17 protein-coding genes and 1 pseudogene are annotated in these 21,001 nt (G+C 70.7%); 7 read left to right on the top strand and 11 right to left on the bottom strand.

What is annotated here, in order from left to right; translation table 11 throughout:
- Nucleotides 1-43 precede the first annotated feature (43 nt).
- Nucleotides 44-1,552 carry an FAD-binding oxidoreductase gene (locus ACWD35_RS09125; protein WP_451350517.1) on the top strand — a complete coding sequence of 503 codons (1,509 nt, stop codon included), beginning with the start codon at nt 44-46 and terminating at the stop codon, nt 1,550-1,552.
- A 454-nt stretch (nt 1,553-2,006) separates the two neighbouring features.
- Here ACWD35_RS09125 and ACWD35_RS09120 read toward each other — a convergent pair whose 3' ends face one another.
- Both ACWD35_RS09120 and ACWD35_RS09115 read right to left on the bottom strand, forming a co-directional pair.
- Nucleotides 2,007-3,353 carry a vanadium-dependent haloperoxidase gene (locus ACWD35_RS09120; RefSeq protein ID WP_451350516.1) on the bottom strand — a complete coding sequence of 449 codons (1,347 nt, stop codon included), beginning with the start codon at nt 3,351-3,353 and terminating at the stop codon, nt 2,007-2,009.
- Between the two features lie 949 nt (nt 3,354-4,302).
- A pseudogene (locus ACWD35_RS09115) lies at nt 4,303-5,285 on the bottom strand (DUF1152 domain-containing protein); the annotation flags it as partial.
- 299 nt (nt 5,286-5,584) lie between these two features.
- Here ACWD35_RS09115 and ACWD35_RS09110 point away from each other — a divergent pair.
- Nucleotides 5,585-6,484 carry a Vgb family protein gene (locus ACWD35_RS09110; RefSeq protein ID WP_451350515.1) on the top strand — a complete coding sequence of 300 codons (900 nt, stop codon included), beginning with the start codon at nt 5,585-5,587 and terminating at the stop codon, nt 6,482-6,484.
- A 134-nt stretch (nt 6,485-6,618) separates the two neighbouring features.
- Complete coding sequence (locus ACWD35_RS09105; protein ID WP_451350514.1) at nt 6,619-6,912, top strand: YciI family protein; 294 nt, start codon at nt 6,619-6,621, stop codon at nt 6,910-6,912.
- Between the two features lie 600 nt (nt 6,913-7,512).
- On the opposite strand, the gene ACWD35_RS09100 is transcribed toward ACWD35_RS09105, so the two are convergent.
- Nucleotides 7,513-8,274 (bottom strand): phosphoglyceromutase, encoded by a 762-nt coding sequence (locus ACWD35_RS09100; RefSeq protein ID WP_451350513.1) that lies wholly within the window; start codon nt 8,272-8,274, stop codon nt 7,513-7,515.
- A gap of 162 nt (nt 8,275-8,436) precedes the next feature.
- On the opposite strand from ACWD35_RS09100, the gene ACWD35_RS09095 reads away from it, so the two are divergent.
- On the top strand, nt 8,437-9,696 hold the full coding sequence (locus ACWD35_RS09095; protein ID WP_451350512.1) for an MDR family MFS transporter: 1,260 nt from the start codon (nt 8,437-8,439) through the stop codon (nt 9,694-9,696).
- Between the two features lie 266 nt (nt 9,697-9,962).
- On the opposite strand, the gene ACWD35_RS09090 is transcribed toward ACWD35_RS09095, so the two are convergent.
- Both ACWD35_RS09090 and mshA read right to left on the bottom strand, forming a co-directional pair.
- Nucleotides 9,963-10,463, bottom strand: coding sequence for a YbjN domain-containing protein (locus tag ACWD35_RS09090; RefSeq protein ID WP_451350511.1), 501 nt, complete (start codon nt 10,461-10,463; stop codon nt 9,963-9,965).
- Complete coding sequence (gene mshA, locus ACWD35_RS09085) at nt 10,456-11,793, bottom strand: D-inositol-3-phosphate glycosyltransferase (protein ID WP_451350510.1); 1,338 nt, start codon at nt 11,791-11,793, stop codon at nt 10,456-10,458. Before mshA ends, ACWD35_RS09090 begins: the two co-directional genes overlap by 8 nt.
- Nucleotides 11,794-12,046: 253 nt before the next feature.
- On the opposite strand from mshA, the gene ACWD35_RS09080 reads away from it, so the two are divergent.
- From ACWD35_RS09080 to ACWD35_RS09070, 3 genes are all read left to right on the top strand, one after another.
- Nucleotides 12,047-12,835: a class I SAM-dependent methyltransferase gene (locus ACWD35_RS09080; RefSeq protein WP_451350509.1), complete on the top strand. Its 789-nt coding sequence runs from the start codon at nt 12,047-12,049 to the stop codon at nt 12,833-12,835.
- Between the two features lie 177 nt (nt 12,836-13,012).
- Nucleotides 13,013-14,137, top strand: coding sequence for an NlpC/P60 family protein (locus ACWD35_RS09075; protein ID WP_451350508.1), 1,125 nt, complete (start codon nt 13,013-13,015; stop codon nt 14,135-14,137).
- Nucleotides 14,138-14,460: 323 nt separating this feature from the next.
- On the top strand, nt 14,461-15,762 hold the full coding sequence (locus ACWD35_RS09070; RefSeq protein WP_451350507.1) for a SpoIIE family protein phosphatase: 1,302 nt from the start codon (nt 14,461-14,463) through the stop codon (nt 15,760-15,762).
- 42 nt (nt 15,763-15,804) lie between these two features.
- Here the strand turns inward: ACWD35_RS09070 and ACWD35_RS09065 are convergent, their stop codons facing one another.
- The 6 genes from ACWD35_RS09065 to ACWD35_RS09040 all read right to left on the bottom strand — a co-directional run bounded on the left by ACWD35_RS09065 (nt 15,805) and on the right by ACWD35_RS09040 (nt 20,997).
- Nucleotides 15,805-16,131, bottom strand: a complete 327-nt coding sequence (locus tag ACWD35_RS09065; protein ID WP_451350506.1) for a DUF2516 family protein — start codon at nt 16,129-16,131, stop codon at nt 15,805-15,807.
- Nucleotides 16,132-16,239: 108 nt separating this feature from the next.
- Complete coding sequence (locus ACWD35_RS09060; protein WP_451350505.1) at nt 16,240-16,836, bottom strand: hypothetical protein; 597 nt, start codon at nt 16,834-16,836, stop codon at nt 16,240-16,242.
- Between the two features lie 87 nt (nt 16,837-16,923).
- Nucleotides 16,924-17,424 (bottom strand): helix-turn-helix domain-containing protein, encoded by a 501-nt coding sequence (locus tag ACWD35_RS09055; protein ID WP_451350504.1) that lies wholly within the window; start codon nt 17,422-17,424, stop codon nt 16,924-16,926.
- 70 nt (nt 17,425-17,494) lie between these two features.
- On the bottom strand, nt 17,495-17,980 hold the full coding sequence (locus ACWD35_RS09050; protein WP_451350503.1) for an HAD domain-containing protein: 486 nt from the start codon (nt 17,978-17,980) through the stop codon (nt 17,495-17,497).
- A 285-nt stretch (nt 17,981-18,265) separates the two neighbouring features.
- The gene (locus ACWD35_RS09045; RefSeq protein ID WP_451350502.1) at nt 18,266-20,299 is read right to left on the bottom strand and encodes a HelD family protein; all 2,034 of its coding nucleotides are present in this window, start codon (nt 20,297-20,299) and stop codon (nt 18,266-18,268) included.
- A gap of 83 nt (nt 20,300-20,382) precedes the next feature.
- Nucleotides 20,383-20,997, bottom strand: a complete 615-nt coding sequence (locus tag ACWD35_RS09040) for a TetR family transcriptional regulator (RefSeq protein ID WP_451350501.1) — start codon at nt 20,995-20,997, stop codon at nt 20,383-20,385.
- Nucleotides 20,998-21,001: the final 4 nt, after the last annotated feature.

The raw sequence follows: 21,001 nt of genomic DNA, 5'->3' as shown, positions 1-21,001 counted from the left end.
AAAGACAGATTTGCGCCCTCTGATGGCCGAGAGGACACGGACCATGAACGACTTTTCCCGTCGGGGACTGCTCAAAGCGACGGCGATCGCCGGTGCCGGTGCGGTCGTCGTGCCGGGCGTCGCGGTCGCCGCAGCCCCCGGTGCGAGCGCCGCGACCGAGACGTCCGGGAGCGAGGCGTCCGGGGCGGAGTGCGCGCCGGCGAAGCTGACCGGCCGAATCGTCCGCCCCAACGACCCCGGGTACACGGACGCGCGCCTCGGCTGGGACCAGCTCTTCTCTCACTATCCGCTGGTGATCGTCTTCGCCCAGAACACCCAGGACGTGGTCAACGCCCTGACGTGGGCGCGGCAGAACGACGTCGCGCTGCGGATCCGGAGCGGACGCCACGGCCTTGAGGGCTGGTCGAACGTCGACAGCGGCCTCGTGATCGACATCAGTGAGCTGAAGTCGGTCCACGTCGACAGCGCCGCTCGTGTCGCGACGGTCGGCTCCGGACTCAACCAGCTGGAAGCGGTGACCACGCTCGCGAAGCAGAACTTCGCGGTGACGACAGGTACCGAAGGCAGCGTGGGTCTGGCCGGCGCCACGCTCGGCGGCGGCTTCGGCTTCCTCACCCGCTGGCTCGGCATGGCCTGCGACAACCTGATCGGCGCCGAGGTCGTCGTCGCGGAAGGCTCCGAGTGCGCCAAGGTGATCAAGACCGATCTGAACCACAACCCGGATCTGCTCTGGGCGCTGCGCGGAGCGGGCAACGGCAACTTCGGGGCCGTCACCTCCCTCACCTACAAAGTGGCCCCGCTGAAGAGCGTCACGTATGTGCAGGCCACCTGGGGCGGAACCGGCGACCTGCGCAGGGTCTTCGACGCCTGGCAGCGCTCTGCGCCGTACGCTGACGACCGCCTCGGCACCCAGCTCGAAATTCACCGGAAGAAGACCCTGCTGTTCGCGGTCCTCGCGGAAGGAACACCCGCGGAGGCGAAGAAGCTGCTGGCCCCGATCCTGTCGATCGGCAGCCCGCAGGTCTCGGTGCAGGAAGGCAACTGGGGCGACGTGTACTCGGGATTCCAGGTACCGGCCAAGGACGAACCCGCGAACTGGAAGTTCTACTCGCAGTTCACCAGGAAGCCGTTCCCGGTCAAGGCGATCGACGTGGTCTCCTCGTTCATGCGGGACGCACCCACCGACGACAGCAACTTCTTCACTCAGGCGTTCGGCGGGGCGGTCAGGAGGAGCCCCCGCGGCGGCACGGCGTTCCCGCACCGCGACGCGCTCTTCTACTCCGAGCCCGGCGCCGGCTGGGGGACCCGTTCCGACCAGCCGGGCATCTGCGACCCGCGCACCCCCGAGGCCCAGGCTTGGATCGCCGAATTCAGCCAGGCACTGCGCCCCTACGTGGACGGCGCCTACGCCAACGTGCCGAACATCGGCATGCAGGACTGGGAGACCGCCTACTGGGGATCCAACTTCGACCGACTGCGCAAGATCAAGGCGAAGTACGACCCGCACAACGTCTTCCAGTACGACCAGAGCATCCCGCCCGCGTCCCAGTGACCGAGCACAGCGCCGTCGTGACGGCCCGAACACGGCCATCTGGCGCTCTTGATGGTCGTCGTTGGCCGTCATTGGCCACTGTCGAGCGCCGTCGGACGGCCCAGAGACGGCCCAACTTTGCCGTCCCCGGCTGACGGCCGGCACCTTCGATGCGCCCCGTCTGAACCTCAGCCGACGACACTCAGCCACGACGGCGGGCGCGCCGCCCTACCACGCACGCGTATGCCTCGCTGTACCCCCAGCGGCCTCAGCCACGCTGCCAATGTCGTCGATCCAGAGCAAGCCACGACGGTCGGCCCGTGACAACAACGCCTGAGCTCTCAGCTTGGGAAGCTGAGGTGATCTAGGGCTCGTTGCCGGGCTGGCCTGCTGCGTTCGCGGCGCCGTCCGATTTGGCGACCTGCTCCTCGCCGCCCACGTGGCGATGCCAGTGGGCGGCGAGGAGCAGGTGGACCTACACAGTGTCGTTGAAATAACGCTGGGCGAGACGCCAGGTGAGTTCGCCAACAGTGCGCCCCGTTTCCCGCGCATCGAGGTCACCCTGTGTGAAGTGGATGCCACCGTACCGGCGGGACATGCCCGCCTGGTTGGCGGCGTCGGTGAATGTCCGCCAGGTAAGAGTGATGTTCCGGGCCGGTACCAGCCCGGGTTCGACCTTCGAGGAGCCGGCCGCGATCGTCGCCGAGGCGCCGAACTTGTCGCTGCCAGTGGCCAGGCGCAGGATTGTGGCGCCGGCGGCGCTGAAGTTGCTGTGTCCGGAGGAGTACTCGGCGAACGGCGGGGTCGGGAAGGTCGAGGGCTGGTACGGCAGCCACGTGCCGCCGTCGATGATCTTCGTGCCCTGGCCAGGGCCGCCCCAGGCTCGTACCGGCCGGCCGTGGAAGAGGTAGCGGATGGCAGTGATAGGGCGCACCGAGTCGAAAGCCCGTTTGTTGTCCCAGGCGACGATGCCGGCATCGAGGAGGGCGTTGTTGAGGGCGAAGAACATCTTGACATCGGCTTTCAGCCCTGCGGCGTCGGGGCCGTGGTGCTCCCGGCGCGAGACTCCCTCAGCGAAGAGGTTCCAGTGTCCGGGTGGCGTTTCCGAATTCGGCCCGTCGGCCCAGTACTCGGCAATGGCCTTCTGTCTGTCGGTCAGGTTCGCGCTGATGTCGAGCAAAGCCCGGGCCTGGGCACGGCAGGCGGCCGGGTTACTGGCGTAGCGCACGGGCCCGGTGCGTGAGCGCAGGGCATCGCCGCTCTTCAATGCGAACGGCGTTACCATCCCCCAGAACGAGGCGAGGAAGGGCGGTGTTACGGTGGCTCCTGCGGTGTTGACGTAGCGCAGGGGCTGCCAGCGGTCGGGATCGTGCACCGTCGCAGGGTCGAACGATCCGCCCGGGGTCAGGTCCATTGCGTCGTTGACCGGACGGTAGCCGGTGTAGTCGGAGTAGGGCTTGCCGTTCCCGCCGGGCTCGTTGCCGAGTTGGTTGGACCCGTCCGTGTGCCGGAAGTCCAGCACGGCCCTGCAGGCCACGTTGCCCACTCCGGCGGGTGAGTTGAGGTTCGTCGTGGTGTCCGCCGGATCGTAGCCGAGGCTTTCCAACAGCGGATCGAAGTCTGCGGCGACTCGGCCGGGAAACAGGTCGGCGGCGGCGCGGTAGGCGGCGAAGCTGACCGCCTCGTTCTTGTTCGCCAGCGTGCGCTGCCCGGGAGGGCGCCGCAGAGTTCCCCCGAGTCGAGTGCTCACAGCCGTGCGATCGTAGGCGGCCCACGCGTCATACATGCACGTGTGCACGATGGCCAGGGCGCGGGACACCATGGGCGGTCCCAGCGTGGAGTGTCGCACCGCCTGTAGGACGGCTGCGTTCCACTGAAGCACGATGTTGTCGGGCTGAGCCGCCTTGGTGCCGGCCGCCGCCAGTCCAGGGGACAGGAAGCTCAGCAGGACAAGACCGACGGCGGGAAAGACGCGGGTGAATGAGAACTGTGTTCTCACGGTTGAATTCCTTCCAGGACCCCAAGAATCTTCTCCCCTCCCGATACAGCAGGCCGGTTCCACCAGCTGATGGCCGGTTCGGTCAGACCGCCTGCGATCTGCGCTGCGGCGCCGCGAGCCTCCGCCGAGCCGCAGCGGTGACCGGAGGCCCTCAAGCCCGCTGCCGCGGCCTGTTCAAGTCCCAGCTTGAATATGGCTGCTCCGCCGCGCGTTGCGTCTGACCCGTACACGTGGTGGAGTGACAGATGGATCCAGCGCGAGGCGCACCAGTGTTCCGGCCGCCTCGGACCCTCCGCGCAACCTCACCCGATGGGTGGGCACCAGCGTCCGCTTCAGCCCCCGACACGGCCGGCAGCCGAGCGGGCTGCGTATCCCCGTCAGGGTGGGCACACCGACTCCCAAGGGTCGTATCAGGTGCGGGCGGAGGACGCATGATGTGACCGTCCTTTAGAGGGACGTGGCGGGCGAGAACCCGACCACGTGATTTGCGGGAGCCGTGGAACCGACTGTCCTCACCATGCCATTCCCATGGCCCTCAGCAGCGCGACGACGCGCACGATGGCGTCCCGAGCCGGCGCATCAGCCTCGTCGCGGCCGACACGCCGCACTGTGCGGTACTCGACTCATGGCCGTCGGCCCTATCCACATGTGGGCGCGCGTCGGCGCAGCGCGGGCGGAGCGGGCCGGAGGCAGGAGCGTCGCCCGCAGCGGAGCCAGGAGCGCGCCCGGCGGAGCGGAGCGCAGCCGTAGCTTGAACCCGTGAAGAAAGTTGTTACTCAGGTTGCGTCGTGATGCGCCACAGGGGCGCGTCGTACTGCTCCGGACGGCTGTTGATGAGCAGCTCGCGCAGGTCCTGGCGCTGATTGCCGCTGAAGTTCAGGGCCTCGGTGATGTGGCGGAACGTCGTGTGGGTGACCCCGCGGTTTCGGGCTTCGGCCTCGAAGTGGTCCAGCTGAGCCAAGACCGCCTCCGGGTCCAGCTTCAACTGTGGCCGCTCGCTGAGCCACGCGGCCTTGTTGCGCTCGTAGTCGATCTCCGAGTAGCCGCAGATTTCGCGGCTGTACGCCTCCACCTCATCGAGGTGCGCCGTGGTCATGATGGCGCGGGCCAAACGGTTGCGGCTCAACGCCTCGTCCATGTCGGCCTCGTGGACCGTCGGCCCCTCGTCCGTGAGCGGTACGGGAAGCCCGGCGTCGCGCACTTCGCAGGTGCCTCGTACTCCTCGTGCCGTCGCCGCGAGCATCCCGGTCGCCTCGGACGGGTGCCACTCCAGGACCGAGCTGATCGACTCCGTGTCTTTCGCGGTGAAGGTGTGGACGAGGGGGCCGAGCAAGCCGCGCAGGTCTTCCAGCGGGAGTTCACCGTCCAGGCCGGGGCCGGCGACCAGGAGACGGATGGGCGCGTTCACCTGGCAGCGCGCGGCCAGGGTGAGGGCGTCGGCAAGTGGGCTCTTGAGTGTCGGCTCGTCGCCTCTGGCCAGGATGTCGCCTCCGGCGTCCAGGAGGTCGATCGACTCGGGCTCCAAGTGATTCACCACTCTTCGAGTTGGCGCGTAACGCCTTCGGCGCCGTGGTGGGGGTCGATCAGCGCGAACGTGTGCGGAAGCTCTGCCGCGAGTCGGGGCAGGGTGGAGCCTGCCGGAGCGATCGGGCGGGCCTCGGCCGACACTGCCGAGACGGCCGGGGTGATCTGGGTGAGGCTGGTGAAGTCACGGGCTCCTCGCGGGCCCGGTACCGGGTCCACGAGCAGTCGATCACTTGTCTTGTCTTGTCGCTTATCGACTCCCGGGTCAGACGCGGTTTTCCGTTCCCACGACAGGCACGGAAGCGCCCTTGTCCTGCGGGCGACAAGCGGGCGCCGGCGGAGCGGGCGACGGCTGCGGAAAGAGGAGCAAGAAGGAGCGGCCTACGGCCACGCGTCCTTACGCCGAGGCCCTGACCGTCTGAGCCGAGACCGTATCGCGCAGCAGGATTAACCAGAGGCGGTCACGGAGCGCTCTGGATAGCATCCGCAGTCGCTGAACTCCACCACCCACCGATGAAGGAACCCGCCCTATGCCGCGCCGTCCGACCGCTCCGATCGCAGAATTCCCCGTGTCCGGCAGCGACGCCGGCCCCTACGGAATCACCTGCGGCCCCGACAGCGCACTGTGGTTCACCATGGTCCACCACGGACGGATCGGCCGGGTCACCACCGACGGCGACGTCACCTCCTACCAGCTCGAACCCGCCTCCAGCGGACCGTCGATCATCGCCACAGGACCCGACGGCGCTCTGTGGTTCACCGAATTCCGCAGCCACCGGATCGGCCGCATCACCACGACCGGAAACATCACCTCGTTCCCGCTGCCGACGCCGGATGCCGGGCCGTTCGGCATCACCGCCGGCCCCGACGGAGCACTGTGGTTCACCGAAGCAAGCGCCGACCGCATCGGCCGCATCACACCCGACGGTGACGTCACCGAGTTCCCTCTCCCGCTCTCGGAAGCCTTCCCGTCAGCCATCGCCAACGGCCCGGACGGCCGGCTGTGGTTCACGATGAACCAGGCGAACGCTATCGGCGCCATCGGACTCGACGGTCACACCAGCATCCACCCGGTACCCACACCGGCCGCCGCCCCAGTCGGTATCGCCGCCGGTGCCGACGGAGCCATATGGTTCGTCGAGATCGGCGCCGGTCAGATCGGACGGATCACGCCCGACGGGAAGATCGACGAATTCGCCCTGCCCGACCCTGCGTCACGCCCGCACGCCATCGCAGCCGACGCCGACGGAAACTGCTGGTTCACCGAATGGGGAGCCAACCGCATCGGCCGGATCACCCCCGACGGCCGAATCGACGAACACGACCTCCCCAGCCCATCCTCCGAACCACACGGCATCACCCTGGGACCGGACGGCGCAATCTGGACAGCCCTGGAGATCGGAACGGTCGCCCGACTCACACCACGCTGAGACCGAACTTCCCTGGTCGGCGCGACCTGCACACGTTCATCGACACAGCCGCTTTTGCCACGCAACCTAGAGCCTGTCTCCCGGATCATGGAATGTGATGGCTGCAGTCCTTGGTGTTCCGCTACGGTCCGGGCATGTTCGTTGTCACAGTGACCTACACGGCACCGCTGGATGAAGTGGACCGATGGAGGCCGGCCCACGGCGACTGGCTGAATCAGCTCATATCCCGGAAATTGCTTCTGGTTGCCGGGCGCCAGGTGCCTCTGGTCGGTGGTGTCTACCTCGCCCCCCGGATGCCCGCCGAAGAACTTGACCGCCTTCTCGCCACCGATCCGTACGTCCTCAACGGCGTCGCCACGCACAGCGTCGTGGAGTTCACCCCGCTGCTGGTCGCGGCCGGATTGGAGGACCTCAAGACCCAGGAGTGAGCAAATCCTCCGGGCTACGAGCGGAGCCAGATGAGGAGCGCGGCTGCGGTCACGGTGCCGAGAGTCCAGGGGCGGGGAACGAGTCGCCCCCCGCTTGGAAGGCGTCCAGAGGGCGCTACGACCGCCTTGCACGGGTAAGAGGAGCACCCATGGGCGTGACGTGCTCCTCTTGCTTGTGCAAGGAGCCTGTACCTGCCGGGGACGCCGACCCTGGATTGCCGTTCGGCGGGCCTTCCAAGGGGCAGGCGGCAGACGCGGGCAGGCGCCGCCGGGCCTCATCCGTTCTGGAGGTTTCCCACGGCTTTTCAGGCGGGGCAGACGGCTGTGCCCACCGCGACCCCGCCCTCAATGAAAAGCCGTCCCTGCCGTCCTGGAGAAGTTGAGGGAAATTAGCGTCCGCAGCGTCCGTCGGCTCTCCCTGACCCCGTCTGAAAGGTGTACGCCCACCTCATGCCGAGCAGCCGGGACAGGGCCCGGAAGGCTCTCGGGCGAGCACTCCGGCCGCCGGCCCCGGGGGCTTGAGGGCCCAGAGAGGGCCCAGGCCGTGAAAATGCTCCTGACTTGCGCCGAAAGCGCAGGTCAGGAGCATGATCGTAAAAACTACTTCTTCTTGCCCTGGTTCTTGACCGCCTCGATGGCTGCCGCTGCCGCCTCGGGGTCGAGGTACTTGCCGCCGGGGGTGACCGGCTTGAAGTCGGCGTCCAGCTCGTAGTAGAGCGGGATGCCCGTCGGGATGTTCAGGCCCGCGATGTCGGCGTCCGAGATGCCGTCCAGGTGCTTGACCAGGGCGCGCAGGCTGTTGCCGTGGGCGGCGACCAGGACCGTGCGGCCGGCCAGGAGGTCGGGGACGATGCCGTCGTACCAGTACGGGAGCATGCGGACGACGACGTCCTTGAGGCACTCCGTGTTCGGGCGCAGCTCCGGCGGGATGGAGGCGTAGCGGGCGTCGTTCGCCTGGGAGAACTCGGAGTCGTCCGGGAGCGGGGGCGGCGGGGTGTCGTACGAGCGGCGCCAGAGCATGAACTGCTCCTCGCCGAACTCGGCCAGCGTCGCCGCCTTGTCCTTGCCCTGCAGGGCGCCGTAGTGGCGCTCGTTCAGGCGCCAGGTGCGGTGGACCGGGATCCAGTGGCGGTCCGCGGCCTCCAGCGCGAGCTGGGCCGTGCGGATCGCACGCTTCTGGAGGGACGTGTGGACCACGTCGGGGAGGAGATCGGCGTCCTTCAGGAGCTCGCCGCCGCGGACTGCCTCCTTCTCGCCCTTCTCGTTGAGGTTGACGTCCACCCAGCCGGTGAACAGGTTCTTCGCGTTCCACTCGCTCTCGCCGTGGCGGAGGAGGATCAGCTTGTACGGTGCGTCGGCCATGCCTCAGAGCGTAATCCACGCATTCGGCCCCCCGGGCGCCCTGCCCGGCAGGCGGACAGTTGACGGCATCTGTTAATTGGGTGGCCCCGACGAAGCGCGCGCTTGTAAGTTGCGTATGCGGGTTGAGCCGCTTACTAAGCCGTATCTCCGGGGGGTCCCTTCGTGTCCGTAGCCAGTCTCAGACGTGCCGCCCGGGAGAGCGTCTCCGGGCTTCCCCGCGAGTTCTGGTGGCTGTGGACCAGCACGCTCGTCAACCGGCTCGGTGCCTTCGTCGCCACCTTCATGGCGCTGTACCTCACCATCGACCGCGGGTACTCCGCCTCGTACGCCGGTCTCGTCGCCTCCCTCCACGGGCTGGGCGGGGTCGTCTCCTCGCTGGGGGCCGGGGTGATGGCCGACCGGATCGGGCGGCGGCCGACGCTGCTCATCGCGCAGACCGCCACCGCAGGCTCGGTCGCGCTGCTCGGGTTCATGACCGGCCCCGTCGCCATCGCCGCCGTCGCCTTCCTCGTCGGCATGGCCTCCAACGCCTCCCGGCCGGCCGTGCAGGCGATGCTGGCCGACATCGTGCGCCCGGAAGACCGGGTGCGGGCCTTCTCCCTCAACTACTGGGCCATCAACCTCGGGTTCGCCGTCTCCTCCGCCGCCGCCGGCTTCATCGCCGAGTTCAGCTATCTCGCCGGGTTCCTGATCGAGGCCGGGATGACGCTGGCCTGCGCGGTCGTCGTCTTCCTCAAGCTGCCCGAGTCGCGGCCCGCGCCCACGGACGGCGCCAGGCAGGCGGGGGCCGAGGTCAGCCTCGGCACCGTGCTGCGCGACGGGCGGTACATGGCCGTCGTCGGGCTGTCCTTCCTCGTCGCGGTCGTCTTCCAGCAGGGGTCCGTCGGACTACCGGTGGCCATGGGCCGGGCCGGCTTCTCGCCCGCCGACTACGGCCTCGCCATCGCCGTCAACGGCATCCTGATCGTCGCCCTCCAGATCCCCGTCACCCGCTTCATCGAGCACCGCGATCCGCGCACCCTGCTCGTCGCCTCCTCGCTCCTCGCGGGCTACGGCTTCGGGCTCACCGCCTTCGCCGGGTCGGTCGGCGTCTTCGCGCTCACCGTGTGCGTGTGGACCCTCGCGGAGATCGTCAACGCGCCCACGCAGACCGGGCTCGTCGTCCGGCTCTCGCCGGTCCATGGACGCGGGCGCTACCAGGGCATGTACACCCTGTCCTGGTCTGTCGCCGCCCTGGTTGCCCCGCTGATGTCCGGCGCGGTCATCGACGGTTTCGGCGCGGAGTGGCTGTGGGGGATCTGTGCCGTGGTGGGCACGGCGGCGGGGGCCGGGTACGCCGTGCTCATGCGGCGCCTTCCCCCGGAACAGCCCACTGCGGCCACGAACCGGGCCGACGCGGGGGCTGAGGTCCGTACGGCCTAGAACCTGTTCCGGTACGGCTACGGCCGGGCGGTAACGATTCTGCTTGGGCTGCCCGGGGGATGCCCCGTCCTGACGGTCACCGCACTGGCCGCCGACGGTACGGGACTTGCTGCCGCGCAGGAAGGCGGCGCGGGCAACGGCCAGCCCAGGGACTGGCGTTGGGGAGGCAGGAACAACAGCAGCCAGGTGGTGACGCTATACGCGTGGCAATTGTGTGGGCGCGTGCAGACAGGCCGGTCCCTGCCTCACGGATGCATGTCGTACCGTCAGTCCGCCGGGCGCTCGATCAGGTGCATGAACGCCTCCAGGTTCCGCGTCGGCTCCCCGCGGGAGACCCGCCAGGCGTACTCCTTGCGGATCGAGGAGGCGAAGCCCAGTTCCAGGAGGGTGTTGAAGGCGCCGTCCGCCGCGTCGAGGATCTGGCCGAGGAGGCGGTCGATGTCGTCGGGGGTGACGCAGGCGAGGGGGAGGCGGGCGGTGACGTAGATGTCGCCGAGCCGGTCGACGGCGTAACTCACGCCGAACAGCTTGAGGTTGCGCTCCAGGAGCCAGCGGTGGACGCCCGCCTCGTTCTCGTCGGGGTGACGGACGACGAAGGCGTTGACGGAGAGGGAGTGGCGGCCGACGAGGAGCGACACCGTCGTGGAGAGCTTGCGCGTGCCGGGGAGCTTGACCACGTAGTTCCCGGGCTCGGGGCTCTCCCACTCCAGTTCGGCGTCCTTGAAGACACCTTCGAGGATCTGCCCCGCCTTCTCCGCATCACCCATGGTGGGAGCGTACGCGACGGCGGTGGTACTGGGTCGCGGCCGTGTACACGTCGGCCGTGGCGGTCGCCGCGGCGTCCCAGCCGAAGGACCGCGCGTGCCGGGCGGCGGCCTCGCCCATGGCCGGCGAGAGGGCCGGGTCGTCGGCGAAACGGCGCAGCACGCGCGCGTAGGCGGCCGGGTCGTGGCCCTGGACGAGGAAGCCGGTGGCGCCGTCCCGTACGGCCACCGGGAGCCCACCGACCGAGGCCGCGAGCACCGGGGTGCCGGCCGCCTGCGCCTCTATCGCGACCAGGCCGAAGGACTCGCTGTAGGAGGGCATGACGAGGACGGAGGCCGCCCGGAACCAGTCCGCCAGCTGTTCCTGGCCGACCGGCGGGCAGAACCGCACGACGTCGGCCACGCCGAGCCGGGCGGCGAGCTTCTGCAGGCCCTCGGGCTTCGCCAGACCACTGCCGCTGGGGCCGCCGACGACCGGTACGACGATCCGGGAGCGCAGCTCCGGGCGCTGGTCCAGCAGGACGGCCACCGCGCGCAGCAGCACGTCGGGAGCCTTCAGGGGCTGTATGCGGCCCGCGAAGAGCGGGATCAGGGCGTCCTGCGGGAGGCCGAGGCGGGCGCGGGCGGCGGCACGGCCGTCGGCGGGGCGGAAGCGGTCCAGGTTCACGCCGGGGTGGACGACGGCGACCTTGGCGCGGTCGGCCGAGTAGTGCCGGACGAGTTCGCCGGCCTCCTCGGCGGTGTTGGCGATGAGCCGGTCCGCGGCGGCGACGATCTGGGTCTCGCCGATGACCCGGGCGGCGGGCTCGGGGGTGTCGCCGTCGGCCAGGCTGGCGTTCTTGACCTTGGCCATGGTGTGCATGGCATGCACCAGGGGGACACCCCAGCGCTGGGCGGCGAGCCAGCCGACGTGTCCGGAGAGCCAGTAGTGGGAGTGGACGAGGTCGTAGTGGCCGGGGCGATGGCCGGCCCAGGCCTGCATCACGCCGTGCGTGAAGGCGCAGAGCTGGGCGGGCAGGTCCTCCTTGGCCAGGCCCTCGTACGGCCCCGCGTCGACGTGCCGGACGAGGACGCCGGGGGCCAGTTCGACGCTGGGCGGGAGGTTGCCGGTCGTGGCCCGGGTGAAGATCTCGACCTCGATGTTGATGGCCGCGAGGCGCTGGGCCAGCTCCACGATGTAGACGTTCATGCCGCCGGCGTCGCCGGTGCCGGGCTGGTGGAGCGGTGAGGTGTGCACGGAGAGCATGGCGACGCGGCGGGGCCTGCGGTGCAGCCTGAGCCGCGGGGACGGGGCCGCCGAGCGACGCCCGAGCCTGCTGGCGTACTTGCTCACGTGGCGTCCTCCTCGCTGCGGCATGCCTGCCGGAGGACCCGGCTCGCCCTCCAACGGGGTGCAACAGTGCCGGGGGCGGACACCATTCCCCGGCGGGTCTCCGGCGGGGCTCTTTGCCGAATCATTACCCCTTGAATCGATCAACCGTTCGAGGTGACGGTGGCGTCCCGGCGCCCATACCCTCGTACGTATGGCAACCCGCACGACGTCCCTCCCCCACTCTCGGCTTCGCTCGAGCGGGGGGACCCCCATCGTGGGAACGGTGACGCGCGGGACCACCAATCCCAACCGGTTGCGCCGCATGGACCGCTGGATCGCGGCCACACACGGCGCGGAGCTGCGCCGCGCCCAGGATCCGGTGGCGATCGACCTGGGCTACGGCGCCGCGCCCTGGACCGCCGTCGAGCTGCTCGGCCGGCTGCGCACCGCCGCGCCCCGCGCGCGTGTGGTCGGCGTCGAGATCGAGCCGGAGCGGGTCGCGGCGGCCAAGCCGTACGAGCGGGAGGGGCTCACCTTCCGGCACGGCGGGTTCGAGATCCCGGTCCCGGGGCGCCCGGTGCTCGTCCGGGCCGCGAACGTGCTGCGGCAGTACGACGAGGACCAGGTCGCCGCCGTCTGGGAACGGCTGTGCGCGCGGCTCGCCCCGGCGGACGGCGCCTCGCGCGGGGGGCTGCTGGTCGAGGGGACGTGCGACGAGATCGGGCGGCGGCACGTGTGGGTGGCGCTCGGCCCGGAGGGGCCCCGGACCGTCACCTTCGCGGCCCGGCTGGGCTCGCTGGAGCGGCCGTCCGACCTCGCCGAGCGGCTGCCGAAGGCGCTGATCCACCGGAACGTCCCGGGCGAGCCCGTGCACGCTTTCCTGCGCGACTTCGACCGCGCCTGGGCCGCCGCCGCGCCCTACGCCTCCTACGGCGCCCGCCAGCGCTGGATCCGCGCGGTGCGGGACCTCACGGCCGACTGGCCGGTGACGGACTCGGCGGCACGCTGGCGGCAGGGGGAAGTGACGGTGGCGTGGGAGGCGTTGGCGCCGCGCGCCCGCTGAAGACGCCTCCTCCCAACGGGTGACCTGCGGGGAACGATCCTTGGGGGCCGTTCGTCCCATCGGCGGAGTGATCGTCACTCAGCCCACGGATGGCCCCTGTCGTTTTGCGCGCCACCGTGGCACGATCCCTCAGACGACCATAAGTTACTGACGGTAAATCAGTTTGGGGGAACACCTATGGGTACGGGCAAGCGGGGCCTGCTCAGGGCCGCCATGACCGTGGTCTGCGCGGTGACGGTGACCGCGCTCGCGGCACCCGGCACGGCCTTCGCCAACTCGGCGGTACGCACGCCCACCCCCAAGGCCGGCAAGCGCACACCCGCGCCCGGCGCGAGCGGCTCCCCCGCCGCCCCGACTCCCCCGGCCGACAAGGACCTTGAGCAGGTCCGCGAGAAGCTCGACAAGCTCTACCACGACGCGGCCGTGGCCACCGACGCCTACAACGCGGCCGAGGAGAAGGCGAAGACGCAGTCCGCCCAGATCGTCGAGCTGGCCAAGAAGATCGTCCAGGGTCAGCAGAAGCTGGACGAGCTGAAGGACCAGGCGGGCGCGGCGGCCCGCGCCCAGTACCGCACCGGCGGGATCCCGCCCGCGGCCCAGTTCCTGCTCAGCGACGACCCCGGTCAGGTGCTGGACGGGGCCGGGTCGCTGCTCAACGGCCAGCGGGCCACGAAGAACCTGATCACCGAAATGACCCGCACCCAGAAGGACTTGAAGCAGTACGCCGCCGACGCCTCCACGCAGTGGCAGAAGCTGGAGGCGGGCCGCAAGGCCAAGGCCGCCGCCAAGAAGAAGATCGAGCAGCAGATCTCGGCCGCCAAGAAGCTCGAGTCGAAGCTGGCGAAGAAGCAGCAGGAGCGGCTGGCCCAGCTGGAGCAGCAGGCCGCCCTCAAGGCGCAGACCGCCTGGCTGGACACCGGCATCCTCAAGGACATCAAGGGCAAGGCGTCCGCGCCGGGCAGAGAGGCGGTGGAGTTCGCCACCGCCCAGCTCGGCAAGCCGTACGTCTGGGGCGCCCAGGGTCCCAGGTCGTACGACTGCTCGGGCCTGACCTCCCAGGCCTGGGCGAAGGCCGGCCACCCCATCCCGCGCACCTCGCAGGAGCAGTGGAGACAGCTCAAGCATGTCGACGTCAAGGACATGCGCCCCGGCGACCTCATCATCTACTTCGGCGACGCCAGCCATGTAGCGATGTACGTCGGCGACGGCGCGATCATCCACGCCCCGCGGCCGGGGCGGTGGGTGACGGTCGCGGGCGCCGGTTCGATGCCGATACTGGGCGTCGTGCGACCGGACGCGTGAACCGGATCATGGCGCGTGAACCACGTCATGTGGCCCATATCCCGCTGTGACCTGCATCATTCCTTCACAACGCCTGCACCGTGTGACCCACCGCACGCCCAACCCCCGCACAAACCCGGACGGTACGTGAGCTTCGTCATCCCCGTGCCCCGGGCGGCCTGTCCAACTGCGTTACGGAACGCGGCATATGACAGTGGTCTGCGTGTGGGCGACGCGGCTCACACCATTCCATCCGGGTGGGCAGTACCGCTATGGTCACCGGTCGGTAGGTCGAGGTCCCTCGCCCCGCCGTGCCCTCGGGGGGAGGGAAGGAAACCAAGAAGATGCCCGTACCCGTACCGCGACAGAGAGCGATCCCGGTCGTGGAGAGTGGTCAGGCGCAGGCTGCCACCACAAGCGGCGGCCCCCTCAAGGAAGAGGCGCACCGCACGGCCACTCCCACCGGCACGAACGGCGCCACGCTCACCCTGCTGCTGATCGAGGACGATCCGGCGGGTTCGCCGATCGTGCCCGAACTGCTGGACTCCTCCGGCAAGCCGATCCGCGTCCGCACCGCCCGCAACCTCACCGAGGCCGAGCGGCTGCTGACCGACGACGTCCACTGCATCCTGCTGGACCTGGCGCTCCCGGCGCCGGGCGGCAACGACGAGGACGGCGAGCTGGCCGTGCTCAAGCACGTCCTGAAGCTCGCACCGCGGCACGCCGTGCTCGCGCTGACCGCCTCCGGCGACTCCGAGGGCGGCGCCGAGGCCGTGCGCGTCGGCGCCCAGGACTACCTCTTCCGGGACGAACTGGACGGCCGGCTGCTCGGCCGTGCCATCCGGTACGCGGTCGAGCGGAAACGTTCCGACACCGCCGAGCGGAAGCTGGCCGAGGGCCGGCTGCGCGCGCAGGAGAACCGCCGGCTGGAGCGGGGCCTGCTGCCCACGCCCCTGCTGGACGGCTCCGCGCTGCGCTTCGCCGCCCGCTACCGCCCCGGCCGCTCGCGCGCGCTCCTCGGCGGCGACTTCTACGACTGTGTGCGCACCCCTGACGGGACCGTGCACGCCATGATCGGCGACGTCTGCGGCCACGGCCCGGACGAGGCCGCGCTCGGCGTGGAGCTGCGCATCGCCTGGCGGGCGCTGACCCTGGCCGGGCTGTGCGGGGACGAGCTGCTGGGCACGCTCCAGCAGGTCCTTGAGCACGAGCGCGGGGACGAGGAGATCTTCGCGACGCTGTGCACGGTGGACATCGCCCCGGACGGCCGGAGCGCGGGCCTGTGCCTGGCCGGTCACCCGGCCCCGCTGGTCGCCCGCCCCGGCCTGCCCGCCCAGCTGCTGCCGTACGACAAGAACGGCCCCGCCCTCGGCCTGCTCCCCGGCGCCCGCTGGCCCCGGATGGAGGTGGAGCTGGGTGATGCCTGGAGCCTGATGCTCTACACCGACGGCCTGATCGAGGGCCGCATCGGCACGGGCAGGGAGCGCCTGGGCCAGGAGGGCATGGTGGAGATGATCCGCCGCCAGCTCTCCGAGGGGAAGCGCGGCGAGGAGCTGCTGCGGGCTGCCGTGCACGAGGTGCGCCGCCTCAACGGGGGCGAGCTGACCGACGACGTGGCGGTGGTCCTGCTGGACCGCACGCCGTAGCGGCAGCGGTCCGCGGGTTCAGCGGCCCCCGTCGCAGCGGGTTCAGCGGCCCCCGTTGTAGGGGCCGTAGGGGCCGTCGCTGCTGGAGCCGCGGCCCCGGCGGCGGCCCGAGACCTGGTGGAGGGCCGGGCGTACGTCCACGAAGAAGACGATCGAGGCGATGAGCCCCGCGATCTGCAGAAAGAGCATCGGCACCAGCAGGTTCACCGCGACCGCGATGCCGAGGATGATCAGCCAGAAGCCCTTGTTCTGCTTGTCGGCCGCGCGGTACGCGTCCTCACGGAACAGTGCGGCCATCACGAACGCCACCACTGCCATCGCCAGCATGGCGAGGTAGAGCAGCCACATGAACCCCTGGAACCCCTGCATCAGCACAACGTCCACCACCCGATTCGGCTCGCTAATACGGCCACGGTACCCATACAACGGGCCGGACACCCCAGAGGTGCCCGGCCCGCGCGCGGTCCCCCGTTCGGCTCACTTGGCCGGCGGGGTCGTCTTCTTCGCGGTGGCGGTCTTGCGGGCGGCGGGGGCCTTCTTGGCCACGGGCTTCCTGGCCGGAGCGGCGTCGTCCTGCCCCTCGGCGGCCTTCGGCTCTTCCTTGGCCTGGGCGGGCACGGGCTTGCCCTCGACGACGACGGCGAGTTCCTCGATCTCGTCGGCGGCCTCACCGCGCCAGTTCTTGACCGCCTGCTCGCCGTGCTCGGCGACCTTCTCGTAGGTCTCGCGGGCCTTGACGGCGTACTCGGCGGCCACGCCGACACCGCGCAGCGCGAGGTCCTGGGCGGTCTCGCCGAACTTCTTCAGGTCGACGTCGAGAGTCCCCATGAACTCGTTGACCTTGGTCTGCAGGGTCGCCTGCGCCTCCTTGGCCCGCGTGGCGGCCTTCTCCTGTACGGCCTTCGGGTCGGCGTTGCGCACGGCCTCGATCCGGGCCGGGGCCTCGGCGCGCAGCTGCTCGACCAGCCCGGGCACCTTCTTGGCCTGCTGGTAGGCGAGGTCGGCGGTGCCGGCGGCGAAGTAGAGAGGGGTGGGGTCCTTGAGGGTCTTGCGCAGGTCGTCGGTGATGGCCATGGTGATTGTCCTCCCGGATTCGCGTTCGGCTGATGTTGGTGTGGTCCGCGGTATGGCGGCCGGCGGCTGCCTTGTCGGGGTCCCGCTCTATCCGGCCGTCCGCGGCGGACCGGCATCACTGCCACCGGCCGTGCGGGTGCCGCGTACGACGGTGTCGCCCGTGTCGTCGGTGCCGTCGGGCTGTGCGTCCGTGCCGCCCTCGCCGTCGCCGTCCTCTTCCGCCGCGGGCTCGCCGGTCCCGAATCCGTTCTCTTTCCGGAAGGACTCGTAGATCTGGAGCAGCACCTGCTTCTGCCGCTCGTTGAGCGTGGGATCGGCGAGGATGACCGCCCGGGTCTCCACCTCGTCCCGGTCCCGTTCGGCGTCAAGAATCCCGGCGCGGACGTACAGCGTCTCGGCGGAGATGCGCAGCGCCTTGGCGACCTGCTGGAGCACCTCCGCGCTGGGCTTGCGCAGCCCGCGCTCGATCTGGCTCAGGTAGGGGTTGGACACCCCGGCGGCATCGGCGAGCTGCCTGAGCGACAGCTGGGCGTTGCGCCGCTGCTCGCGCAGGTACTCACCGAGATTGCCGACGTTGAGCGATGCCATGCCCCCACCTTGCCGCAGCCTCGCTAACAATTGCAAGCACCCGCTTGCAATAGTGTGTCGCGCGTGTCGTTCAGGAGGCGCGCGCCACGCGCAGCCACCCGGCCAGGGTCGTGAAGTCGGACTCGGTCAGGCCGTAGCGGTGGTCTACGCGGTGGAGCAGGGCCGGGCCCGGGTGGTGGACGGCGGTCCAGGCGCGGTCGGCCTCGGTGATCTCGTCGTCCACCCAGATGAAGGGGCGGCCGTCCGCCCAGGCGACCAGCGGCCGGGTCTTCCAGTGCAGCAGGTCCGACGGCTCGTCCTCGTCAGGCCACCGCACGACCGGCAGCTCGGACAGGCCCAGCCGGGGCGCCAGGCAGGCGTTGGCGTCGTCCATCCAGGTCGTGGCCCACACCAGCTCGCAGCCCAGCGCCGTGAGGCGCGGGCCGAGAGCCGGGTCGACCCGGCCGAGCAGCGGGTGGCCGGCGGTGCTCAGCGGCGAGCCCTCGTACACCGGGTACGCGGGGTCCGGCGCTCCGAAAGGGACGATCGGGCCGTCGACGTCGAGGAACAGCAGCATCACCGTCCAGGGTCGGGCATCCGGGCCCCGCGCGGCCAGTACTAGGTCCTGTCGTCAAATTCCCGTCGTCCGCCCGCAGGGCGGGCCGCGCGGCGGCGATGGGGGTCCCCCCGCGCGAGCGGATTCGAGCGTGGGGGAGCGTGCGATCGCAAGGCGCCGGAGCGTCCGCGTGGCGGAGTCACGTGGGCGCTCCGGCAACGCGGCTGGGGGTCCCCCCACGCCCTTAAGGCAGTGGGGGAGTGCGTGCCAGACGCCGCGAGGCAGGCGGGAATTTGACGACAGGGCCTAGAACGGCAGCGGCCGGCCGTGTACGACGTCCAGGCGGGAGACCGCCCGGGTCAGGACCACGTACAGGCGGTTCGCGCCGCGGGGCTCCGCCTCCGTGACGGCGGCCGGTTCGACGGCGACGACGTGGTCGTACTCCAGGCCCTTGACCCGGCTCGCGGGGACGACGGAGACGCGGGCGCCGAGTTCGTCGGGGCCGGACGGTGCGAGGCCGGCGGCGGTGAGGGCCTGCCGTACCGCGTCCGTGTCCGCGTCCGCGGTGACGACCCCGACCGAGCCCTCCCGGGCCAGCGCCTCCCGTACGGCCGTCACGGTCGTGCCGAGGACGTCATCGGTGGGCCGCAGGGTCAGTTCGCCGTCGGAGCGGAGGGAGGTGGCGGGGGGCACGGTCACCGGGAGCCGGTCCAGGAGGCGGTTGGCCAGCTCCAGGACCGCCGCCGGCACCCGGAACCCGGTGGTGAGTGCCACCACCGCCGCGTCCGGCTTGCCGAGGTGGCGCAGCTGGACGGACCAGTCGCGGGCGGCCCACGGGGTGGTGCCCTGGGCCAGGTCGCCGAGGACGGTCAGCGAGCCGAAGGCGGCCCGGCGGGCGATCGCCCGGCACTCCATGGGCGACAGGTCCTGCGCCTCGTCCACGACGATGTGGCCCTGCCCCTCGGGGTGTTCGATCAGCCCGGAGAGTTCGTCCAGGAGGACGAGGTCGGCGGCCGACCAGCGGGCGGACTTGTACGAGCGCGGCGGGCGGGGCCACAGCAGCGCCGCCTGCTCGTCGGGGTCCAGCAGGCCGTCGGCGGCCCGGGCCAGCGCCGCGCTGTCGGTGAGGAGTTCGGCGAGGATCTCCTCGGGGCGGACCTTGGGCCAGACCGCGTCGAGGTGCGCGGTGAGCGGCCGGGCCCGTTCGATGCGGCGCACCCAGGAGGCGGGCAGTACTCCCGCTCGCCGTTCGGCCCGCTCGTGCAGCTGCCGTACCACCCGGGCGCGCACCCGCTCCCGGCCGACGGCGTACGGCGGTTCCTCGGCACGCACCTCCGCCACGATCGCGGCGAGTTCGGCGGCGGGCACCCGCCACCGGTAGGAGCCGTCCGGTACGGCGAGGTCGGTCACCCCGGCGGCGCTCACGCGCCCGTACAGCGCCCGGCGCAGCACCTCGGCCATCCGGGCGTCGTGCTTGACGACAGCCGCGGGGGTGGGGTCGGTGCCGGTGACCGGGCGGCCCCCGGCGATCTCGTCCTGGAGGGTGGCCTGGCGCACGCCGGTCTCGCCGAGCGCGGGCAGCACCTCGGCGATGTAGTGGAGGAAGGTGCGGTTGGGGCCGAGGATGAGCAGGCCGGAGCGCTGGAGCCGCCTGGGGTGGGTGTAGAGCAGGTACGCGGCGCGGTGCAGGCCGACGGCGGTCTTGCCGGTGCCGGGCGCGCCCTGCACGCACACCGAGTCGGTGAGGGCGGCGCGGACCAGGTCGTCCTGCTCGGGCTGGATGGTGGCGGCGATGTCCCGCATGGGGCCGACGCGGGGCCGTTCGATCTCGCGGGCCACGATGTCGCTGGTCCGCGACTCGCCCTGGCTCAGCCGCTCGTCCTCCAGCCCGGTCAGGTCGGCGGAGCCGCCGGTGCTGCCCGGAGCCCAGCCGAACCGGCGCCGTACGTCCACACCCTGTGGATCGCGGGCGCTCGCCTGGTAGAAGGCGCGGGAGACGGGGGCCCGCCAGTCGACCACGAGGGGCGGGGCGGCCGGGTCCTCGGTGATCCGTATCCGGCCGACGTGGTAGTTCTGCCCGCCGTGCTCGGGGTCGCTGCGGGCGAAGTCCAGGCGGCCGAAGAACAGCGGCCCCGGCGGCAGTTCGCGCAGCGCCTTGGCCTGGCTGCGCAGCTGGTAGCCGAGGACCTCGGCGTCGGCTCCGGAGGCGGAGGCGTCTTCGCCGATGACGACCTGTTCGGCGGCGCCTTCGACCATCGCGGTGAGGGCGGCACGGCAGGTGTCGTGGTAGGCGCGCTCGATGTGGAGGGTGTCCGTGAGGGCGGTTTCGAGTGGCGTCATGACGCACAGCGTACCCGCCAAGCGTTACCGAGTTAAGTTTTTAACTGAGTCTCACGAAAATCTCGCCGGGGTCCGCCCGGGTCTCATCCGCCGGACTTCAGCTCCGGCAACGCCTCCGCCAGCCGCCAAAACGCCCGCTCGGCCGCCCGTACGGCGTCCGGCGCGACCTCCTCGACCGGCTCCCCGGCCGCGATCCGCCGCCAGTTCTCCAGCGCGAGGATCCGCTGGACGGCGATGATCTGCCCGGCGGCCAGCCGCGCGTCCAGGCCGCCCCCGAGCGCCTCGGCGAGCGCCGCCTCCGACCGCTCCTGATGGGCGTACGCCCGCGCCACCAGGGACGGGGTGCCGTAGAGCAGGGTGTGGAAGGCGAGCACCTGGGGATGGTCGTTCAGCCCGGTGACCGGATCGCGCCGCTCCAGCCCGTCGAGGAAGTGCCGCCTCAGCGCGTCCACCGGATCACCGGCCCCGGCGACGATGCGCGCGGCCTCCGTCTCGTGGTCCGCGATCCGGTGCAGGACCAGGTCCTCCTTGGCCGGGAAGTACCGGAAGAGCGTCGGCTTGGAGATCCCGGCCGCGGCGGCGATCTCCGCCACGGACACCGCGTCGAACCCCCGCTCCAGGAACAGCCGCACGGCGGTGTCCGACACCTCCTGGTACATCCGCAGCTTCTTGCGCTCACGCAGGCCCATCTCTCCCATGGGG

Source organism: Streptomyces sp. NPDC002671, from assembly GCF_053592475.1.
Note: the sequence above shows the minus strand (reverse complement) of the source record. Positions and strands in the feature narration are given on the sequence as shown.

What these genes read in the sequence shown, in the direction of transcription:
- ACWD35_RS09125 (WP_451350517.1), top strand. Translation starts at nt 44, where the DNA reads ATGAACGACTTTTCCCGTCGGGGACTGCTCAAAGCGACGGCGATCGCC.
- ACWD35_RS09045 (WP_451350502.1), bottom strand. Translation starts at nt 20,299, where the DNA reads ATGACGCCACTCGAAACCGCCCTCACGGACACCCTCCACATCGAGCGC.
- ACWD35_RS09090 (WP_451350511.1), bottom strand. Translation starts at nt 10,463, where the DNA reads ATGGGTGATGCGGAGAAGGCGGGGCAGATCCTCGAAGGTGTCTTCAAG.
- ACWD35_RS09100 (WP_451350513.1), bottom strand. Translation starts at nt 8,274, where the DNA reads ATGGCCGACGCACCGTACAAGCTGATCCTCCTCCGCCACGGCGAGAGC.
- ACWD35_RS09040 (WP_451350501.1), bottom strand. Translation starts at nt 20,997, where the DNA reads ATGGGAGAGATGGGCCTGCGTGAGCGCAAGAAGCTGCGGATGTACCAG.
- ACWD35_RS09060 (WP_451350505.1), bottom strand. Translation starts at nt 16,836, where the DNA reads ATGGCCATCACCGACGACCTGCGCAAGACCCTCAAGGACCCCACCCCT.
- ACWD35_RS09050 (WP_451350503.1), bottom strand. Translation starts at nt 17,980, where the DNA reads ATGCTGCTGTTCCTCGACGTCGACGGCCCGATCGTCCCTTTCGGAGCG.
- ACWD35_RS09110 (WP_451350515.1), top strand. Translation starts at nt 5,585, where the DNA reads ATGCCGCGCCGTCCGACCGCTCCGATCGCAGAATTCCCCGTGTCCGGC.
- ACWD35_RS09105 (WP_451350514.1), top strand. Translation starts at nt 6,619, where the DNA reads ATGTTCGTTGTCACAGTGACCTACACGGCACCGCTGGATGAAGTGGAC.
- ACWD35_RS09075 (WP_451350508.1), top strand. Translation starts at nt 13,013, where the DNA reads ATGGGTACGGGCAAGCGGGGCCTGCTCAGGGCCGCCATGACCGTGGTC.
- ACWD35_RS09120 (WP_451350516.1), bottom strand. Translation starts at nt 3,353, where the DNA reads ATGGTGTCCCGCGCCCTGGCCATCGTGCACACGTGCATGTATGACGCG.
- ACWD35_RS09070 (WP_451350507.1), top strand. Translation starts at nt 14,461, where the DNA reads ATGCCCGTACCCGTACCGCGACAGAGAGCGATCCCGGTCGTGGAGAGT.
- ACWD35_RS09065 (WP_451350506.1), bottom strand. Translation starts at nt 16,131, where the DNA reads ATGCAGGGGTTCCAGGGGTTCATGTGGCTGCTCTACCTCGCCATGCTG.
- ACWD35_RS09055 (WP_451350504.1), bottom strand. Translation starts at nt 17,424, where the DNA reads ATGGCATCGCTCAACGTCGGCAATCTCGGTGAGTACCTGCGCGAGCAG.